The sequence below is a fragment of the Methylobacterium sp. E-016 genome (assembly GCF_022829745.1).
In the GTDB taxonomy this organism is placed as follows: domain Bacteria; phylum Pseudomonadota; class Alphaproteobacteria; order Rhizobiales; family Beijerinckiaceae; genus Methylobacterium.
In genome coordinates, this window is sequence record NZ_JAKSYF010000197.1 from 62,055 (window position 1) to 80,520 (window position 18,466).

Annotated in this window: 16 protein-coding genes; 6 read left to right on the forward strand and 10 right to left on the reverse strand. The window is 70.8% G+C overall.

Features of this window, described 5'->3' with window-relative positions; all coding sequences use genetic code 11:
• Window positions 1-85: 85 nt before the first annotated feature.
• Window positions 86-940, reverse strand: a complete 855-nt coding sequence (locus MKK68_RS27790; protein WP_147729812.1) for a collagen-like protein — start codon at window positions 938-940, stop codon at window positions 86-88.
• On the opposite strand from MKK68_RS27790, the gene MKK68_RS27795 reads away from it, so the two are divergent.
• The 5 genes from MKK68_RS27795 (at window position 939) to MKK68_RS27815 (ending at window position 7,930) form a co-directional block, all read left to right on the forward strand.
• On the forward strand, window positions 939-1,946 hold the full coding sequence (locus MKK68_RS27795) for an ImuA family protein (protein ID WP_244033567.1): 1,008 nt from the start codon (window positions 939-941) through the stop codon (window positions 1,944-1,946). The two genes, MKK68_RS27790 and MKK68_RS27795, sit on opposite strands and share 2 nt — an antisense overlap.
• Window positions 1,870-3,426 carry a Y-family DNA polymerase gene (locus MKK68_RS27800; protein ID WP_244033568.1) on the forward strand — a complete coding sequence of 519 codons (1,557 nt, stop codon included), beginning with the start codon at window positions 1,870-1,872 and terminating at the stop codon, window positions 3,424-3,426. Before MKK68_RS27795 ends, MKK68_RS27800 begins: the two co-directional genes overlap by 77 nt.
• Window positions 3,423-6,746 carry an error-prone DNA polymerase gene (locus tag MKK68_RS27805; protein ID WP_244033569.1) on the forward strand — a complete coding sequence of 1,108 codons (3,324 nt, stop codon included), beginning with the start codon at window positions 3,423-3,425 and terminating at the stop codon, window positions 6,744-6,746. The genes MKK68_RS27800 and MKK68_RS27805 overlap by 4 nt, the downstream gene beginning before the upstream one ends.
• Window positions 6,747-6,799: 53 nt before the next feature.
• Window positions 6,800-7,237: a hypothetical protein gene (locus tag MKK68_RS27810; RefSeq protein WP_147728264.1), complete on the forward strand. Its 438-nt coding sequence runs from the start codon at window positions 6,800-6,802 to the stop codon at window positions 7,235-7,237.
• A 498-nt stretch (window positions 7,238-7,735) separates the two neighbouring features.
• Complete coding sequence (locus MKK68_RS27815) at window positions 7,736-7,930, forward strand: hypothetical protein (RefSeq protein WP_244033570.1); 195 nt, start codon at window positions 7,736-7,738, stop codon at window positions 7,928-7,930.
• A gap of 9 nt (window positions 7,931-7,939) precedes the next feature.
• Here MKK68_RS27815 and fae read toward each other — a convergent pair whose 3' ends face one another.
• Entirely contained in the window at window positions 7,940-8,479 is a 540-nt protein-coding gene (gene fae, locus MKK68_RS27820) for a formaldehyde-activating enzyme (RefSeq protein WP_147728265.1), read from the reverse strand.
• Window positions 8,480-8,658: 179 nt separating this feature from the next.
• Between fae and MKK68_RS27825 the strand changes: the two genes are divergently transcribed.
• Window positions 8,659-8,892 carry a hypothetical protein gene (locus MKK68_RS27825; RefSeq protein ID WP_243934574.1) on the forward strand — a complete coding sequence of 78 codons (234 nt, stop codon included), beginning with the start codon at window positions 8,659-8,661 and terminating at the stop codon, window positions 8,890-8,892.
• A 4-nt stretch (window positions 8,893-8,896) separates the two neighbouring features.
• Here the strand turns inward: MKK68_RS27825 and MKK68_RS27830 are convergent, their stop codons facing one another.
• The 8 genes from MKK68_RS27830 to MKK68_RS27865 all read right to left on the reverse strand — a co-directional run bounded on the left by MKK68_RS27830 (window position 8,897) and on the right by MKK68_RS27865 (window position 18,450).
• Window positions 8,897-9,343: a hypothetical protein gene (locus MKK68_RS27830; protein ID WP_147728159.1), complete on the reverse strand. Its 447-nt coding sequence runs from the start codon at window positions 9,341-9,343 to the stop codon at window positions 8,897-8,899.
• A 95-nt stretch (window positions 9,344-9,438) separates the two neighbouring features.
• Complete coding sequence (locus MKK68_RS27835; protein ID WP_243948959.1) at window positions 9,439-9,840, reverse strand: type II toxin-antitoxin system VapC family toxin; 402 nt, start codon at window positions 9,838-9,840, stop codon at window positions 9,439-9,441.
• Entirely contained in the window at window positions 9,840-10,094 is a 255-nt protein-coding gene (locus MKK68_RS27840; protein WP_243948961.1) for an antitoxin, read from the reverse strand. The genes MKK68_RS27835 and MKK68_RS27840 overlap by 1 nt, the downstream gene beginning before the upstream one ends.
• Before the next feature lie 64 nt (window positions 10,095-10,158).
• The gene (gene metH / locus MKK68_RS27845; protein WP_243948963.1) at window positions 10,159-13,911 is read right to left on the reverse strand and encodes a methionine synthase; all 3,753 of its coding nucleotides are present in this window, start codon (window positions 13,909-13,911) and stop codon (window positions 10,159-10,161) included.
• 167 nt (window positions 13,912-14,078) lie between these two features.
• Entirely contained in the window at window positions 14,079-14,999 is a 921-nt protein-coding gene (gene metF / locus MKK68_RS27850; protein WP_244033571.1) for a methylenetetrahydrofolate reductase [NAD(P)H], read from the reverse strand.
• A gap of 56 nt (window positions 15,000-15,055) precedes the next feature.
• Window positions 15,056-16,066, reverse strand: a complete 1,011-nt coding sequence (locus MKK68_RS27855) for an ArsR/SmtB family transcription factor (RefSeq protein ID WP_244033572.1) — start codon at window positions 16,064-16,066, stop codon at window positions 15,056-15,058.
• 69 nt (window positions 16,067-16,135) lie between these two features.
• A complete protein-coding gene (locus MKK68_RS27860) occupies window positions 16,136-17,062 on the reverse strand; it encodes an ROK family protein (protein ID WP_244033573.1) in 927 nt (308 codons plus the stop codon).
• Window positions 17,059-18,450, reverse strand: coding sequence for a dicarboxylate/amino acid:cation symporter (locus MKK68_RS27865; protein WP_243948967.1), 1,392 nt, complete (start codon window positions 18,448-18,450; stop codon window positions 17,059-17,061). The genes MKK68_RS27860 and MKK68_RS27865 overlap by 4 nt, the downstream gene beginning before the upstream one ends.
• Window positions 18,451-18,466 lie beyond the last annotated feature (16 nt).

Below are 18,466 nucleotides of genomic sequence, written 5' to 3' on the forward strand. Positions count from 1 at the left end.
GAGGAGTCACGCCCCTCACCCCAACCCTCTCCCACGGGAGAGGGAGCGTGCCGTGCCTCGCGCGATCGATCCGGTGACGCGACCGTCACATCCGCGCGCAGAACCCGACCATGCCGGCGGCTTCCGACGGGCAGGAAGCGGTTGCCGTCCCGTCGGTGCCTTGCGAGAAGACCGGGGTGCCGGCCTTGAGGCAGTAGGCCGAGACGAAGACCTCGCCGCCCGCGCAGGCGATCTCGCAGCCGGTGGCCGGGCAGGTCTCGCTCCGTACCGCCCGGAACGGCGTTGCTGGGGCCGCGGCAGGGAGCGCGGCGGCGGCAGGTCCCGCCGGGCCGGCCTCCCCCTTCTGTCCCGCATCTCCCTGGGGGCCGGCCGCGCCTCTGGGGCCCGCCTCCCCTTTCGGACCCGTCTCGCCCTTAGGACCCATCTCGCCTCTGGGACCCGTCTCGCCCTTCGGGCCGGCCTCGCCCGCCGGTCCGGCCGGGCCGGGAAGCCCCGCCACGCCCTGCGGGCCGGGCTCGCCGCGCACCCCGGTCTCGCCCTTGGCGCCGGCCTGTCCCTCGGGGGCGCAGTTGGCGATCACGGACTCGCGCTCGTCCTCGTTGCTCTTCAGCGACACGACGCAGCTGCCCGGTCGGTAGGGCAGACGGAACAGGAAGCGGCCGCGGGAATCGGCCATCACCGACACGTCCTCGTCCATCACCACGACGGCGCCGCCCTTGCGCACCGAACCTGAGATCCGCAGGTCGCCGGCCTCGATGCGGGCGTCGTAGACCATGATCGGCTGGGACGGCGCCTGAGGCCGACGCGCACGCTGGCGGGCCGGTGCGGACGCGGCGGGCGCATCGATTCCAGGCGCCGCCGGCTGCTGGGCCTGCGCGCCGCCGCCGAGGACGAGGCATCCGGCGATCAGCGTGGCGAAGCGCGCGCGATGAAGGATCATGTCGGACATTCCCCGCCGCCGGATCGCGCGGCGGCGGGACATTGCCGCCCGGCTGCCACCGGGGTCAACCCTGGCCATGGCCGCCTCCAAATGGAGCCGATCCACACCCTTCCACACCCGTCCACAGGCCAAGCTGCTGCCCCGGCGGGACTATTTTCGGGCGGTGCGAAACCGTTTGAAAGTGTTCTTGTTTTGTTCCTATCTGACGTCATGTCGGAGCTGGGACGGGATGGAGCGGTCGCGTGACGAGCCGGATGAGCAGGGACCGTCCACGGCGGAACGGCTCGCGGAATTGCGGGCCCGCCTCGACGCGGAGCGGCGCCCCGGCGCGGGCGGCGTGCTGCCGTTGGGCGTCGCCGACCTCGACGCGCGGCTTCCCGGCGGAGGCCTCGGCCTCGGCCTCCTGCACGAGGTCGCCCCCGAGGGCGCGGGCGACGAAGCCTCGGCCCTCGGTTTCGTGCTGGCCCTGGTCGCCCGCCATCTCGCGCGGGCGGCGGGCGACGCCCTCCTCGTCGTCGCCCCCGGCCATCCCATCCCCTACGGCCACGGCCTCACCGGGCTCGGTCTCGATCCGGGGCGCCTGCTGCTGCTGGAGGCCGAGGCCGACGCTTCCGTGTTCGGTGCCCTCGAGGAGACGCTGCGCGCCGGGCACCTCGCGGCGGTGGCCGGGCTCGTCGCGGATGGGCTTCCGCTGAAGCCGGGCCGGCGCCTGCAGCTGGCCGCCGGATCCTTCCGCACCGCGCCGCCCCTTCTCCTCATCCTGCGGCCCGGCCGGGCCGACTTGCCGAACGGCGCGGCGACGCGCTGGCGGATCGCGGCCGGCGGCGCGGCGCGCGACCGGTTCGGCTGCACCCTGCGTCCCCGTTGGCGCGCACGGCTCGACCGCTGCCGCAACGGCCGGCCGGGCGACTGGCTCCTGGAGTGGGATCATGCCGCGCATCGTTTCGATCTGCCTGACGGAGTGGCCCGTCGCGCGCCTGATGCGCGCGGGAGCCGCGCCGGATGACGGCGTCCCCCTGGTGATCGCCGCCGCCGGGGCCGGCGGCCTACGGCTCACCGCCGTGAACCCCGCCGCAGCCGCCCTCGGCCTGCGACGCGGCGAGCCGCTGGGCCGCGTGCGGGCGCGGATCTCGACCCCGCTCCACGTCCACCCGGCCGATCCGGCCGCCGACGCGGCGGCGTTCGCCAGGCTCTGCCTCTGGGCGCAGCGCTACACGCCGTGCGTCGTCCCCTTCGGCCCGGCCGAGGCCTGCGACGGCCTGTACCTCGACGTCACGGGGGCGGCCCACCTCCTGGGCGGCGAAGCCGATCTGGTCGCGGACCTCGCCGCGCGCCTCGCGCGATCCGGGATCCCGGCACGGATCGCGCTCGCCGACACGCCCGGCGCGGCCTTCGCCCTCGCGCGATACGGGCGCGGCGAGACCATGTGCGTCCCATCGGAGAGGACCGAGCAGGCCCTGAGGCCCCTCCCCGTCGAGGCCCTGCGCTGCGAGCCAGCCGTCGCCGTCGCCCTGAAGCGGCTCGGCCTGCGCAGGATCGGCGCCGTCCTCGACGCGCCGCGCCCGCCGCTGGCCCGCCGCTTCGGCGCGGCGCTCCTCGTTCGCCTCGACCAGGCGGCCGGGTGCCGGCCGGAGCCGCTCGTCCCGGTCACGGAGCCCGTGCGCTACGGCGCCGCCCGCGGCTTCCTCGATCCGATCGGCAGCCAGGAGATCATCGTCGCCACGGTGCGGCGGCTGATGGCCGAGATCGCGCCGCGCCTGGAGGCGGACGGGCTCGGCGCCCGCGGCTTTCGCCTGTCGCTGCACCGGGTCGACGACGTGGTGCGCGCCCTCGACCTCGGCCTGTCCGAGCCGAGCCGCAGCCCCGACCACGTCGCGCGCCTGCTGCAGCTTCGGCTCGAACGGCTCGGCTCTGGCCTGGATGCCGGCTTCGGCTTCGAGACGGTCCGCCTGGACGTGTCCGCCACCGGCCCGATGCCCGGCCGCCAGGCTACCCTCGCCACCGGCCCCGCCCCTCAGGACGACCGGACCGCCGGCCTCGCCGACGCCCTGCGCCAGCGCTTCGGCCGACCCGTGATCCGCCTGAGCCCCCGTGCGAGCCACGTGCCCGAGCGCGCCGACCGCATCGCCCCCTGGGACACCGAACCTTGGCGCATCGAGCGCGTCGTCCTGCACTGGCCCGATCCCGATGCCGGCATCGGTCCCCGGCCGCTGGTGCTGTTCGACCGCGGCGAGGCGGCCGAGGACGTGATCGCCCTGGTGCCGGAGGGGCCGCCGCGCCGCTTCCGCTGGCGCTCCCGCCTCCATCGGATCGCGCATTCGGAAGGGCCGGAACGGATCGCGCCCGAATGGTGGCGCGAGTCCGGCGTCCCGCGCGACTACTACGTCGTCGAGTGCGAATCCGGCCGCCGGCTCTGGCTCTACCGCGACGGCCCGAACCTGGCCGACCGGCCGGCCGCCTGGTTCGTGCACGGGCTGTTCGCGTGACGGCGGCGGCTTACGCGGAACTGGCCGTCTCGACCAACTTCTCGTTCCTGCGCGGCGCCTCGCATCCGCAGGAATACGTCGAGCAGGCGATCGCCTACGGGCTCCGCGCCATCGGCATCGCCGACCGCAACACCCTCGCCGGGGTGGTCCGCGCCTATGCGGCGGCGCGGGTGAAGCCGGAGCGACCGGGCGCGAAGGACATCTGGAACATCCCGTTCCTGCCGGGGGTGCGGCTCGTCACCGAGGACGGGTTCGAGGCGGTGACCTACCCGATGGATCGGGCGGGCTACGGCCGCCTGTGCCGGCTGCTGTCCTCGGGCAACCGGCGGGCGCGCAAGGGCGAATGCCGCTTCTCCTTCGCGGAGATGCTGGAGGCGGCCGAGGGCCAGGTCTTCATCGCGATGCCCCCCGGCCGGCGGCTGGTGCCGCCCGCGGCCTTCTCCGCCCGGGTCGAGGCGCTGGCGGCCGCCGCCCCCGGAAGGGTCTGGCTCGGTGCCAGCCACCGCCACCGCGGCGACGAGCGCCGGCGTCTCGGCCTCCTCGCCGAGCTCGGGCATCGCCTAGGCGCGCCGATGGTCGCGGTGTCCGACGCGCTCTACCACCATCCCGACCGGCGACCGCTGCAGGACGTGATCGCCTGCATCCGCGAGGGCTGCACCCTCGCGGATGCCGGCTACCGCCTGGAAGCCAACGCCGAGCGCCATCTCAAGCCGCCGTCGGAGATGGCGCGGCTGTTCGCCGACCATCCGGAGGCGCTCGCCCGCACGGTCGAGATCGCGGAGGCCTGCGGCTTCTCCCTCGGGATGCTGAGCTACGAGTACCCCGAGGAGCCGGTGCCGCCGAACCGGACGCCCCAGGACTACCTGGAGGAACGGGTCTGGGACTGCGCGCGCTGGCGCTTCCCCGAAGGCGTCCCCAAGGACATCGAGAGGACGCTTCATGGGGAGCTCGCCCTCATCGCGAAGATGAACTACGCGCAGTACTTCCTCACCATCCGCGACATCGTGGAGTTCGCGCGCGGCCGGGGCATCCTGTGCCAGGGCCGCGGCTCGGCCGCCAACTCCGCCGTGTGCTTCTGCCTCGGCATCACCGCGGTCGACCCGACCCAGATCCGCCTGCTGTTCGCCCGCTTCATCTCCGAGAACCGCGACGAGCCGCCCGACATCGACGTCGACTTCGAGCACGAGCGCCGCGAGGAGGTGATCCAGTACCTCTACGGCAAGTACGGCCGCGAGCGCGCGGCGATCTGCTCGACGGTGATCCACTACCGCCCGCGCTCGGCCATCCGCGAGGTCGGCAAGGTGCTGGGGCTGACCGAGGACATCACCGCCTCGCTCGCCGAGACCGTGTGGGGGTCGTGGAGCAAGGACCTGCCGGACAAGCACGTGGCCCAGGCCGGCCTCGATCCCGGAAACCCGGCGATCCGGCAGGCGGTGGACCTCGCGGTCTCGCTGATCGGCTTCCCACGGCACTTGTCGCAGCACGTCGGCGGGTTCGTTCTGACCCGCGGGCGGCTCGACGAGACCGTGCCGGTCGGCAACGCCGCGATGCCCGACCGCACCTTCATCGAATGGGACAAGGACGACATCGACGTGGTCGGCCTGATGAAGGTCGACGTGCTGGCGCTCGGCATGCTCACCTGCATCCGCCGCGGGCTCGATTTCCTGGCCCGCGACTACGGCCTCGACTACCCGACCCTCGCCGACCTGCCGCCGGAGGAGCCGGAGGTCTACGCGATGCTGTCGAAGGCCGATTCCGTCGGCGTGTTCCAGGTCGAAAGCCGGGCGCAGATGTCGATGCTGCCGCGGCTGAAGCCGAACGCATTCTACGACCTCGTGGTGCAGGTCGCGATCGTCCGCCCCGGCCCGATCCAGGGGGACATGGTGCACCCCTACCTGCGGCGGCGGTCGGGTGCCGAACCGGTGGAATACCCGGCCCCCCACCCCGATCACGGGCCGGCCAACGAGTTGGAGAAGGTCCTCGAAAAGACCTTCGGCGTGCCGCTGTTCCAGGAGCACGCCATGCAGATCGCGATCACCGCGGCCGGCTTCACCCCGGCCGAGGCCGACGGCCTGCGCCGGGCGATGGCGACCTTCCGGCACGTCGGCACGATCGGCGGCTTCGAGGAGAAGTTCATCGGCGGGATGACCGGACGGGGCTACCCGAGGGACTTCGCCGAGCGCTGCTTCGCGCAGATCCGCGGGTTCTCCACCTACGGCTTCCCGGAGAGCCATGCGGCGAGCTTCGCGCTGCTGGTCTACGCCTCGGCCTGGCTGAAATGCCGGCACCCGGACGTGTTCCTGGCCGCGATCCTCAATTCGCAGCCGATGGGCTTCTACCAGCCGGCGCAGCTGGTGCGCGACGCCCGCGCCCACGGCGTCGAGGTGCGCGGGCCCGACGTCAACGCCAGCGACTGGGACTGCACCCTAGAGCCGGCCGCGGAGGCTCCCCCGCCCGGGGTGCCGAAGCGGCTCGCGGTGCGGATCGGTCTGCGGCAGATCACCGGGCTGCCGCAGGCTGCGATGCGCCGGCTCGTGGCGTTGCGGGCCAACGGCTATGCCAGCATCGAGGGCCTGCAGGCGGCCTTGGCGCTGCCCCGCAACGCGCTGGAGCGGCTGGCCGAGGCCGACGCGTTCCGCTCCCTCGACCTCGACCGGCGGGCGGCCCTGTGGATGGTGCGGACGCTGGAGGGCGGTCGCATCGCCAAGCCCGTGCCGGACGAAGCCCTCGGCCGGCGCGCGCACCTGCTGGAGGCGCCGTTGCCGCTCTTCGCCTTCCATGCCGACGACGGGCTCTTCCGCGACGAGCCGACCGTGGCGCTGCCGCCGATGCCGGCTTCCGAGCAGGTGGCCGAGGATTATTCCGCCACCGGGCTCTCGCTGAAGGGCCACCCGGTCGCGTTCTTCCGCGCCCGGCTCGCCCGGATCGGCGCCGTCCCGGCCCGCGAGCACCACGATCCGGGCTTTCCCCAGAACGGCCGCGTCACCGTGGCCGGGCTGGTGCTGACGCGGCAGCGGCCCGGCACCGCCAAGGGCGTGGTGTTCCTGACCATCGAGGACGAGACCGGCATCGCCAACGTCATCGTCTGGAAGAAGGTGTTCGAGGCCAACCGCCGCGCCGCGATGAACGCCCGCTTCCTCGCGGTGCAGGGCCGGGTGCAGCGGGCCGAGGGCGTGGTCCACCTCGTCGCCGAGCGGTTCCGCGACCTGACGGAGGAGTTGCTCGAGCTTCGCACCGGCGGCGTGCGCCTGCCGCCCGAGACCAACGATTTCGGGGCTCCCACCGACCGGCGGACCTATCGCAGCCGGGATTTCCATTGAGGGCGCCGCGCGCCGAGCCTCGACAGCCGACCGGCTGCGCGTATGGTGCGGCCATGCTTCGCTTCGCCCTCGCCTGCCTCCTGCTGATCCCCGCCGCTGCCCGCGCCGACGAATGCGACGGCCTCGCTCAGAGGATCGCCGCCGCCACAGGCGGCAAGGTCGGGCGCCGCGCCGGCCCCAGCATCGACATCCGGGTGCCCGGCGCGATCAAGCTCGACCTGACCTGCCGGGCCGAGCCGATCGTCCAGGCGAGCTCCGGCGAGACGACGCCGTCGGCCGCCTTCTTCCGCGACCTGTCGATCGCCTCCGAGCTGCTCGTCGGCGAGTCGGCCGGCGCGGTCCAGGCCATCATCGCCACGGCGCATGCCACCGCGCTCTCGGAGCGGCGCAAGTCGTTCGTCCAGCAGAACGGCTGGTCGGCGAGCTGCTACACCGACAGCACCGGCTCGATCCGCACCCTCTGCTCGGTCGGCCGCATCCCGCCGGGCTGACATGCGCTTGACCGGTCGTGCGGCCGGGCCGATCTCTCTCGCAGACGTTCTCGGCACGGAGCCCATCATGCCCGCCTTGCTGACGGATGCTTCCCGCCTCAACGCGCATCGAAGCTTCTGGGACTTCGTCGCGTCCCGCCCCGACGAGGAGAAATAGGAACTCATCGAAGGGCGTTTCGTCATGCAGGCGCAGCCGAGCATCGATCATCAGATCATCGCCGGAAACCTCGACCGGCGGCTGAGCGAGGACCTCGAACGGATCGGCTCGGACCGGGTGGTCCTGCAGAACCCGGCGATCGACCTGCGGCCGGTGATCGAGGGGAACGCCTACGTTCCCGACGCCGCCGTGATCGATCGATCCGACGTCGAGCCCGGCCGAAGCGTTTCCGGGACCTGCTACCTCGCGCCGAGATCATCTCCACCAGCGACCGCCGGAAGCCCTCGGGCTCGAACCGCGGGAAGATCGCGATCAAGCTGGCAGGCTACCAGGCCCTGCCGATGTGCGAGGTCGTCCTGCTGATCGAACAGCGGGTCGTCGCGGTGACGCTCGCCATCCGCGACCCGGGCGGCTGGATCACGCGACGCCTGACCGATCCCGGCGAGCGCCTGATCCTGCCCGCCGCCGGCCTGGATTGCCGGGTCGTCGACCTCTACGCGCGCACCTCCCTGGCACGCGCGCGGAGGACGGCCTAAGCGTTCGCATCAGTACTCGACGACGTCCTCGAGCGCGTAATGCTTCACCGTCTTGCGGTTGGCGATCAGCTCCTCGATCGTCGGCTCGCCCCGCATGGCCCGGCCGATGGCGAGCTTCGTCGCCTCGTAGTTTGTGCGGTAGAGGTCCTTGCGGTCCACGTTCGGATCGGCGCCGCAGCGCTCGTCGAGCCAGATCATGATGATCATGCACAGCTCGTCCAAGCCGTCCTTGGGCAGGATGCCCTCGATCACGCAATCGACGATCGCGTCGCCGGTCGCGGCCTGAACCACGCCGCCGAGAAGCTCGGCGTATTCCGCGGTGTGGATCGTGACCTTCGTGGTCATCATCGTCGCCGGGCGCACGAGCTGGTTGAGGTCGCGCACCACGAACATCCGGGTGTGGCCCTGCACCTGGCCCATCATGCCGGCGAAGGCCTGGCCGACCGGGCCCCGCGTCGAGCCGATCAGCACCTCGGGCATCGCGTCGGTGTATTGCCCCTCGGCGGCGAGCACCGTCGCCTCGCCCGTGCGGAACCAGATCTCGGACATGTCTCTCGGCCTTGGAAGCGGCGCCCCGGCGAGGCGCGGTCGGCCGCGCAGACATCATCCCCGGAGGGCTTCGTCAACCGCCGGACCGGGCGGCCGCCTCGATAAAGCCCGGCGCCGGCTCTGGCCTCCGCGGGCGCGATCGGTCATGCAGGACGGCGACCGAACGGGAATGCACGACGATGAGCGATCCGGAGCAGGAACCGGGCCCCGCGGGCGAACGCGGCTGGAGCCTGTCCGCGGCGGCGGCGGGCGACGGCGTGCGCCTCGAGCTCGGGCTGCCCGACCTCGACGGAAAACCGGTCACCGCCATCCTCAGCCTGAGCCGGGCGGAGGCGCGCGCCTTCGCCCGCACGCTGCTCGCCGCCTCGGGCGACGCCGCAGAGCGCAGCTTCCCGCAGCCCGCCAAGCGATAGCGGCTCAGCGCAGCCCGATGCCGGGATTGGTGCGCCCGGGCAGGCGCGGAACCTTCGCGGTGCGCGGCTCGATCGGGGCGCCGCAGGCGTAGACGAACTCGGTCTGCAGGTCGGTGAACACCGTCTCGCCGGTGATCCTGCAATCCTCGCGCACCGTCTCGTCGAGGTAGGTCCGCGCCGCTAGGCGGAAGCGCGCCGCCCGCGTCTCGCCGGGGTCGCGGTCGGCATAGCGGTCGCCGATGCCGCAGCCGGTGAACTCGCGCACCGCGTTCGAGACGATCAGCATCCGCCGTTGCTGGCGCTGGTCGTAGACCTCGTACGGGTCGTTGCAGGAAATCGTCACGACCTGGGGCGTCAGGCTGACATAGGTCTTGGAGATGTGGGAAAACCCGGTGCATCCGGTGACCGCGAGGCCCGTCGCGACGGCGATGACAAACGCCAGCCGCTTCATACCCGTCTCCACGCAACCGACCCGCGGACGACCCGCACGGGCATTGAAGCCGCGAGGGCCGCCCGGTCAAGCTCCGCCGGGACACAGGCGCCGGCTTATGCGCCGCCGCCTTCCCAATCCACGACCCGCAGGCCGGGGACGCGCGAGAATTCGCGGACGTTGCGGGTGACGAGCGTCACGTCGCGCGCGAGCGCCTGCCCGGCGATCAGGACGTCGTAGGGGCCGATCGGCGTTCCGGCCGCGGCGAGGCCCGCACGGATCTCGCCGGCCTGGCGGGCGTCGGCGACGGTGAAATCGATCACGGGGAAGCGCAGGGCATCGATCCCGGCGAGCGTTTCGTCTTGGCGATCACCATGATAGGCGCCGAAGAACAACTCGTGCGAAACAATCGCCGAAACACCGAAATCGCGCCGCCGATGTGCTCGCAACCGCTCCCAAACCCGTTGTCGTTGCTTCAGCAAAGCCACTACGACATTGGTATCAAGCAGATAGAGCATCAGAGTTCGTCGAGCGCCGGGCGGTCTTGCTGCGGCACATCTTCATCCGTGGCTTTCAGGATGGCATCGAGGACGTCAGGGTCGAGCTTGACGGCGATGGCTTCGAGCCAAGCCCACTCATCCACGATCGGTTCGAGGATGACCGCCTCGCCGTCGCGTCGGATCCGCACCGTGTCGCCCTCGAACTGGAAACCGGGCGGCAATTGTACCGCCTCCTCCCCGTCCGATCGGATGATCTTCGCGATGTTCGACATGCCGACCTCCCGATGTCCGTCACGAGGATAGATCGGGAGGCCGGAGCCGCAAAGTCGAGGCGGCCTACTCCGCCGCCACCGCCAGGTAGCGCGCCGGATCGTAGTTGAGGATCGGTCCGAGCCAGCGCTCCACGGCGTGCAGGTCCATGCCCTTGCGCATCGCGTAGTCCTCGACCTGGTCGCGCTCCACCTTGGCGACGCCGAAGTAGTGCGCCTTCGGGTGGGCGAGGTAGAGGCCGGAGACCGACGAGCCCGGCCACATCGCGTAGGATTCGGTGAGCTTCACGCCGATGCGGCGCTCGGCCTGGAGCAGGTCGAACAGCGTGACCTTCTCGGTGTGATCGGGCTGCGACGGGTAGCCCGGGGCCGGGCGGATGCCGTCGTATTCCTCGCGCACCAGTTCTTCCGGCGTGTAGGTCTCGTCCGCCGCGTAGCCCCAGAACTCGCGCCGCACGCGCTCGTGCATGCGCTCGGCAAACGCCTCGGCGATGCGGTCGGCGAGCGCCTTGACCAGGATCGAGCGGTAGTCGTCGTTGGCGCGCTCGAACTTCTCCGCGATCCGCACCTCTTCCAGGCCCGCCGTGACGACGAAGCCGCCGACGTAGTCGGCGATCCCGGTCTCGGCAGGCGCCACGAAGTCCGACAGGCAGGTGTTCGGCCGCCCGTCGCGCTTCGACAGCTGCTGGCGCAGGCCGTGGAAGGTCGCCAACGTCTCCGAGCGGCTCTCGCCGGTGTAGAGGCGGATGTCGTCGCCGACCGCGTTGGCCGGCCAGAAGCCGAGGATCGCCTTCGGGTTGAACCAGCGCTCGGCGACGATCTGCTTGAGCATCGCCTGCGCGTCCTCGAACAGGGCCTTGGCCGCCGGGCCCTGGTTCGGGTCCTCGAAGATCGCGGGGTAGCGGCCCTTGAACTCGTAGGTCTGCAGGAACGGCGTCCAGTCGATGTAGGGCACGAGGTCGGCCACCTCGTACGAGCCGTAGACGCGCGTCCCGGTGAAGCTCGGCTTCTTCGGCGCGTAATCGGTCCAGTCGATCTTGAACGCGTTGGCGCGGGCCTTGGCCAGCGGCAGGCGCTGCTTGTCGAGCTCCGAGCGAGCGTGGGCGTCGGCGACCTTGGCGTATTCCGCCTGCACCTTCTCGATCACCCCGCCGCGGGTCTCCTTCGAGATCAGGCTCGAGACCACGCCGACCGCGCGGCTGGCATCGGTAACGTAGATCGCCTGCCCGCGCTGGTAGGACGGGTGGATCTTCACCGCGGTGTGGACGCGGCTGGTGGTGGCGCCGCCGATCAGCAGCGGCACGTCGAAGCCCTCGCGCTCCATCTCGGCGGCGACGTGCACCATCTCGTCCAGCGACGGCGTGATCAGCCCGGAGAGGCCGACGATGTCGACGTTCTCGCGCTTGGCGACCTCGAGGATCTTGGTCGCCGGCACCATCACGCCGAGGTCGATGATCTCGTAGTTGTTGCAGGCCAGGACCACGCCGACGATGTTCTTGCCGATGTCGTGGACGTCGCCCTTCACGGTGGCCATCAGCACCTTGCCGGCGGCGCGGCGCTGCCCGTCGCCGCCGTTGGCGAGCTTTTCCGCCTCCATGTACGGCTCGAGGTAGGCCACCGCCTGCTTCATCACGCGGGCGGACTTCACCACCTGCGGCAGGAACATCTTGCCCGAGCCGAACAGGTCGCCGACTACGTTCATGCCGGCCATGAGCGGGCCCTCGATGACGTGGAGCGGCCGCGCCACGCCCTGGCGGGCCTCCTCGGTGTCGGCGAGGATGTACTCGGTGATGCCGTTGACCAGCGCGTGCTCGATGCGCTTCTCGACGGTGCCCTCGCGCCAGGTCAAGTCGGCGGTCTTGGCCTGGGCCGATGCGCCGCTCTTGAAGCGCTCAGCCGCCTCCAGAAGGCGGTCGGTGGCGTCGTCGCGCCGGTTCAGGACCACGTCCTCGCACAGCTCGCGCAGCTCCGCCGGCAGCTGGTCGTAGACCGCGAGCTGGCCCGCGTTGACGATGCCCATGTCCATGCCGACCTTGATCGCGTGGTACAGGAACACCGCGTGCATCGCCTCGCGCACCGGCTCGTTGCCGCGGAAGGCGAAGCTCAGGTTCGAGATGCCGCCCGAGATGTGGGCGTGGGGCAGCGTCTCGCGGATGATGCGGGTCGCCTCGATGAAGGCAACGCCGTAGCCGTTGTGCTCCTCGATGCCGGTCGCGACCGCGAACACGTTCGGATCGAAGATGATGTCCTCGGGCGGGAAGCCGACCTCCTCGGTCAGCACCTTGTAGGCCCGGGTGCAGATCTCGACCTTGCGCTCGAGCGTGTCGGCCTGGCCGTCCTCGTCGAAGGCCATCACCACCACGGCCGCGCCGTAGGAGCGGCACACCTTCGCGTCGTGAACGAACTTCTCGATGCCCTCCTTCATCGAGATCGAGTTCACGATCGCCTTGCCCTGGATGCACTTCAGGCCGGCTTCGATGACGTGGAACTTCGAGGAATCGACCATCACCGGCACGCGGGCGATGTCGGGCTCGGCGGCGACCAGGTTGAGGAACTCGACCATCGCCTTCTCGGAATCGAGCAGGCCCTCGTCCATGTTGACGTCGATGATGCTGGCCCCGGCCGCGACCTGGTCGCGGGCGACGTCGAGGGCGGCGGCGTAGTCGCCGGCGGTGACGAGCTTCCTGAACTTGGCCGAGCCGGTGACGTTGGTGCGCTCGCCGACGTTCACGAAGGGGATCTCCTTCGTCAGCGTGAACGGCTCCAGGCCGGACAGGCGCATCAGCGGCGCGATCTCAGGAATTACCCGCGGCGTCTTGCCGGCGACGGCCTCGGAGATGGCGCGGATGTGGTCCGGCGTGGTGCCGCAGCAGCCGCCGACCATGTTGACGATGCCGCCCTCGGCGAACTCGGCGACGAGCTTGGCCATCGCCTCCGGGCTCTCGTCGTAGAGGCCGAACTCGTTGGGCAGGCCGGCATTCGGGTAGGCGCAGACCAGCGTGTCGCAGACGCGGGACAGCTCCGAAATGTGGCCGCGCATCTCGCGGGCGCCCAGCGCGCAGTTGAGGCCGAAGGTCAGCGGCCGGCAATGGCGCAGCGCGTTCCAGAACGCCTCGGGGGTCTGGCCCGACAGGGTGCGCCCGGACAGGTCGGTGATCGTGCCGGAGATCTGGATCGGCAGGGTGACGCCGCGCTCGTCGAACACCTGCCAGGTGGCGGCGATCGCCGCCTTGGCGTTCAGCGTGTCGAAGATCGTCTCGATCAGGATCAGCTCGGCGCCGCCGTCCATCAGGCCGCGGACCTGCTCGGCATAGGCCTGCTTGACCTGATCGAAGGTTACGGCGCGGTAGCCGGGGTTGTTCACGTCCGGCGAGATCGAGAGCGTGCGGTTGGTCGGACCGACGGCGCCGGCGACGAACCGGCGGCGGCCGTCCTGCTCCTCGGCGAGCTTGGCGGCCTCGCGGGCGAGGCGCGCGCCCTGCGCGTTCAGCTCGTGGATCACCGATTCCATGCCGTAATCGGCTTGCGCGATCGTGGTGCCGGAGAAGGTGTTGGTCTCGCAGACGTCGGCGCCGGCGAGGAAGTAGTCGAGGTGGATCTGCCGGATCGCATCGGGCTGCGTCAGGATCAGCAGGTCGTTGTTGCCCTTCTGGTCGTGGGCGTGGTCCTTGAAGCGCTCGCCGCGGAAGTCGGCCTCGCCGTAGCCGAGGCGCTGGATCACGGTGCCCATCGCCCCGTCGAGGACGAGGATCTTCTCCCGCGCGCGCTGGCGCAGGGCGGCTTCGATCTCGGTGCCGTCGACGGGACGAAGGTCGGTCATGGATGTCTCACTCGTCATTCCGGGGCCGCGCAGCGGAGCCCGGAATCCAGAACCGCGACGGGTCCGGAAGGCCGGTTTCGGCTGCCGTCAAAGACTTGTCGGCAAGGTTCGCGCGTCTGGATCCCGGGCGCGCCCGCGGCGCCCCGGGATGACGGGAGGTCGATCGATCAGGCCGCCTTCGCCGTCGCCACCTTCGGTGCCTGGGCGCGCAGGCCGAGCAGGTGGCAGATCGCGTAGACGAGGTCGGAGCGGTTCATCGAGTAGAAGTGGAAGTCGTTGACGCCCTCGTCGACGAGGTCGAGCACCTGCTCGGCCGCCACCGCCGCCGCCACCAGCCGCCGGGTCTCGACGTCGCCCTCGAGCCCGTCGAAGCGCGCCGCCAGCCAATACGGCACCGAAGCGCCGGTGCGGCGGGCGAAGTTGGCGGCCTGCTTGAAGTTCTGCACCGGCAGGATGCCGGGGATGATCGGGATGTCGATGCCGGCGGCGCGCACCTTGTCGACGTAGCGCAGGTAGACGTCGTTCTCGAAGAAGAACTGCGTGATCGCCTGGTCGGCGCCGGCGTCGACCTTGGCCTTCAGCGCGTCGATGTCGGCGTCGAGCGAGGCGGCCTCGGGGTGCTTCTCGGGATAGGCCGAGACCGAGACCTTGAAGTCGCCGATGCGCTTGATGCCGGCGACGAGGTCCGAGGTCTGCGCGTAGCCGCCGGGATGCGGGCGATAGGCGTGGCCGACGCCCTCGACGGGATCGCCGCGCAGCGCCACGATGTGGCGCACGCCGGCATCCCAGTAGGACTGCACCACCGCGTCGATCTCGTCGCGGGTCGCGTCCACGCAGGTCAGGTGGGCGGCCGGCTTGAGGCCGGTCTCGGTCACCATGCGGGCCACGGTGTTGTGGGTGCGCTCGCGGGTCGAGCCGCCGGCCCCGTAGGTCACCGAGACGAATTTCGGCCCAAGCGGCGCCAGCCGCTCGATCGAGGACCACAGGATCTTCTCCATCTCCTCGGTCTTCGGCGGGAAGAACTCGATCGAGACGCGGATCGGGTGGTAGCCGTCGCGGCTGGCGCGGTGGCGGTTGGCGTTCGGCATGGGCTTCGTCCTCAATGTCGTTCGGTTCAGACGATCGTGGAAGGGCGTCGGCCGCCTCAGGCGACGGCGCGTTCGGGCTGGCTGGCTTCGGGGGCGACACGGCCGTCCGCCGCGAGCCAGAGGGTGACGGTGAGCTGGGCCTGCTCGGTCGGCGCGAGGTCGCGGGTCACCACGGTGTCGAGCCCGGCCTCGGACAGCCAGCCCGAGACCTGATCGGCGGCGAAGCCGAGACGGCGGTGGGCCTGCGACTCGCGCAGGAACTCGAGGTCGTGCGGGGCGAAGTCGACCACCAGCAGGCGGCCGCCCGGTGCGACGAGGCGGGCGGCCTCGCGCAGCGCCCGCGCCGGCTCGTCGAGGTAATGCAGCACCTGATGCACCACCACGAGGTCGAAGCTGCCGCGGGCGAAGGGCGGGGCGTGGATGTCGCCCTGGCGCAGGTCGACCCGCGCCAACCCCATCCGTTCCAGGTTGGCGCGCGCGACCGAGAGCATGGCGTGGCTCGAATCGAGCCCGGTCGCCCGCCCGGCGAGCGGCGCCAGCAACCCGAGCATCCGCCCGGTGCCGGTCCCGAGATCGATCAGGCTGCGGACCGGACGATTGCCCAAGGCCGCGAGCACCGCCGCCTCGACGGTGGCCTCGGGCACGTGGAGCGAGCGCAGCTCGTCCCATTTCGGTGCCAACCGCGCGAAAAAGGTCTTTGCGGTTTCTGCCCGCTGGCTGCGGACCGCGTCGAGGCGGGCGCGATCCTCGGACAACGGCGCGCCGTCGCGCGACAGGCCGGCGATCAGCGGGTCGACCAGGCCGGCGCGAGTCTCCGCGAGCCGGAAGAACGCCCATGCCCCCTCGCGGTGGCGCTCGATCAGCCCGGCTTCGACCAGGAGCTTGAGATGGCGCGAGATCCGCGGCTGGGACTGGCCGAGGATGTCGGTAAGGTCGGAGACCGAGAGCTCGCCCTCGGACAGCAGCGCCAAAATACGCAGGCGCGTCTCCTCCGCCGCCGCCCGCAACACGCCCAGCGCGTCGGGGAAGGAGACCGGTGCCGTCGGGCTGGCGCGATCGTTAGACATAAAGATATCTTTATGTCCGATCGCGGCTGGTGACAAGTGCCTTTTCGCGCGTGCCGGGCAAGCGCCGGGCTATCCGGCGTTCCACAGCCAGGCCGCACCGCGCACGCCCGAGGCGTCGCCATGTAGGCTCTCGCGGATCGGCGTGTCGAAGCGGTCCGAGAAGACGTGCGGTGCGGTCGCCGCCGGCAGGCCGGCGATCAGTTCCGGGACCAGCGAGAGCCCGCCGCCGATCACGACGACATCGGGATCGAGGATGTTGACCACGTGAGCGACGCTGCGGCCGAGCCGGTCGAGATAGGCGGCGAAGGTCGCTGTCGCGACGACGTCGCCCTCGCGCATCGCCCCGACCACGGCCTCGCCCGAGACTGCGATCCCGGTGCGGCGGGCGTGGTCGGCCGCGAGGCCCGGCCCCGACACCCAGGTTTCGATGCAGCCGCGACGTCCGCAATAGCAGGCCGGGCCGGGCCGCTCGTCGTCGCCGGGCCGCGGCAGCGGGTTGTGGCCCCATTCCCCGGCGATGCGGCCGCGGCCGGCGAGCGGGCGCCGATCCCAGGCGATGCCCGATCCGACGCCGGTCCCGAGGATCACCGCCCAGACCAGGCTCGACCCGGCGCCTGCGCCGTCGACCGCCTCGGACACGGCGAGGCAGTTCGCATCGTTCTCGATGCGGACGGACCGTCCGAGCGCGGTCTCGAGATCGGCACCGAACCGTTGCCCGTTGAGCCAGTGCGAGTTCGCGTTCTTCACGAGGCCGGTGGCCGGCGAGATCGCGCCCGGCATCCCGACGCCGACCGTGCTGGTGCCGCCCGCCTCCGCCTCCAGCCTGGCGACGAGGTCCGCGATCGTTCGCACCGTGCCGGCGTAATCGTTCCGGGGTGTCGGAAGGCGGGCCTCGGCCAGAACGCGACCGCCGGCATCGAGGACGATGCCGGCGGTCTTGGTGCCTCCGAGATCGATGCCGAGGCGGTGGGCCGCCCCGGTATGCGATGCGCTCACTCCGCGGCGGCGACCTTCGGCGCGCGCGGACCGCTCTCGACCGTCATCGGCTCGGGCGTCTCGTCGGAGATGTGCGTGCCGATCGAGACGGGGTGCGCCATCACCTGGTTGAGCTTGGCCTTGTCGAGCTCGCCCTCCCAGCGGGAGACGACCACGGTCGCGACGCCGTTGCCGATCAGGTTGGTCAGCGCGCGGCACTCGGACATGAACTTGTCGACGCCGAGCACCAGCGTCATCGCCGCCACCGGGACCGGGGTGCCCGGGATCGCGGCCAGCGTCGCCGCCAGGGTGATGAAGCCCGCGCCGGTGACGCCCGAGGCGCCCTTCGAGGTCAGCATCGCGACGAGGAAGATCGTCGCGTACTGCCCGAAGGTGAGGTCCGCGCCCACCGCCTGCGCCAGGAACAGCGTCGTGAGCGTCATGTAGATGTTGGTGCCGTCGAGATTGAACGAGTAGCCCGTCGGGATCACGAGGCCGACGACCGAATCCGAGGCGCCGAGACGCTTCATCTTGGTCATCATGTGCGGCAGCACCGTCTCCGACGAGGAGGTGCCGAGGACGATCAGGAGCTCGTCCTTGATGTAGGCGAGGAACTTGAAGATCGAGAAGCCGCAGAAGGCCGCGATCCCGCCGAGCACCACGAAGATGAACAGCAGCGAGGTGGTGTAGAAGGTGCCGACCAGCCAAGCGAGGTCGATGACCTTGCCGATGCCGTACTGGCCCACCGTGAAGGCCATCGCGCCGAACGCGCCGATGGGAGCGAGCTTCACGATCAGGCCGATGATGCGGAAGAACACCTGGCCGGCCGCGTCGATGCCGTGGGTGATCGCCTCGCCCTTGGCGCCCATCCCGGTCAGCACGCAGCCGGTGAGGATCGAGATCAGCAGCACCTGGAGCAGGTCGCCGGTCGCCATCGCGTCGAAGAAGCTCTTCGGGATCAGGCCGAGGATGTGCGCGACGGTGGAGTCGGCGGCCGCCTTGCTGGCGTAGCCCTCGACCGCCTTGGCATCGAGCTTGGACAGGTCGGCGCCGAAGCCTGCGCCCGGCCGGACCACCTCGCCGACGATGATGCCGATCAGCAGCGCGAAGCTCGAGACGACTTCGAAATAGATCAGCGCCTTGAGGCCGACGCGGCCGACCTTCTTCAGGTCGCCGATCGAGGCGATGCCGTGCACGATGGTGCAGAAGATGATCGGCGCGATCATCATCTTGATCAGGGCGATGAAGCCGTCGCCGAGCCACTTCATCGACTTGCCCCAATCGGGGCTGAGGTAGCCGAGCAGGATGCCGAGCGCGATCGCGATCAGCACCTGGATGTAGAGCACCTTGTACCAGGGATCCGGGCGTATCGCCTTCTCGGTCACCGCTACGTTCGTCGAACCGTGCATCGCCTGCGCCATGATC

Coding starts and splice junctions, on each gene's coding strand:
- MKK68_RS27795 (WP_244033567.1), top strand. CDS start 939: ATGTCGGACATTCCCCGCCGCCGGATCGCGCGGCGGCGGGACATTGCC.
- MKK68_RS27830 (WP_147728159.1), bottom strand. CDS start 9,343: ATGAAGCGGCTGGCGTTTGTCATCGCCGTCGCGACGGGCCTCGCGGTC.
- MKK68_RS27840 (WP_243948961.1), bottom strand. CDS start 10,094: ATGTCGAACATCGCGAAGATCATCCGATCGGACGGGGAGGAGGCGGTA.
- MKK68_RS27790 (WP_147729812.1), bottom strand. CDS start 940: ATGATCCTTCATCGCGCGCGCTTCGCCACGCTGATCGCCGGATGCCTC.
- fae (WP_147728265.1), bottom strand. CDS start 8,479: ATGTCCGAGATCTGGTTCCGCACGGGCGAGGCGACGGTGCTCGCCGCC.
- metH (WP_243948963.1), bottom strand. CDS start 13,911: ATGACCGACCTTCGTCCCGTCGACGGCACCGAGATCGAAGCCGCCCTG.
- MKK68_RS27865 (WP_243948967.1), bottom strand. CDS start 18,450: ATGCACGGTTCGACGAACGTAGCGGTGACCGAGAAGGCGATACGCCCG.
- MKK68_RS27825 (WP_243934574.1), top strand. CDS start 8,659: ATGAGCGATCCGGAGCAGGAACCGGGCCCCGCGGGCGAACGCGGCTGG.
- MKK68_RS27835 (WP_243948959.1), bottom strand. CDS start 9,840: ATGCTCTATCTGCTTGATACCAATGTCGTAGTGGCTTTGCTGAAGCAA.
- MKK68_RS27800 (WP_244033568.1), top strand. CDS start 1,870: ATGCCGCGCATCGTTTCGATCTGCCTGACGGAGTGGCCCGTCGCGCGC.
- MKK68_RS27855 (WP_244033572.1), bottom strand. CDS start 16,066: ATGTCTAACGATCGCGCCAGCCCGACGGCACCGGTCTCCTTCCCCGAC.
- metF (WP_244033571.1), bottom strand. CDS start 14,999: ATGCCGAACGCCAACCGCCACCGCGCCAGCCGCGACGGCTACCACCCG.
- MKK68_RS27815 (WP_244033570.1), top strand. CDS start 7,736: ATGTGCGAGGTCGTCCTGCTGATCGAACAGCGGGTCGTCGCGGTGACG.
- MKK68_RS27810 (WP_147728264.1), top strand. CDS start 6,800: ATGCTTCGCTTCGCCCTCGCCTGCCTCCTGCTGATCCCCGCCGCTGCC.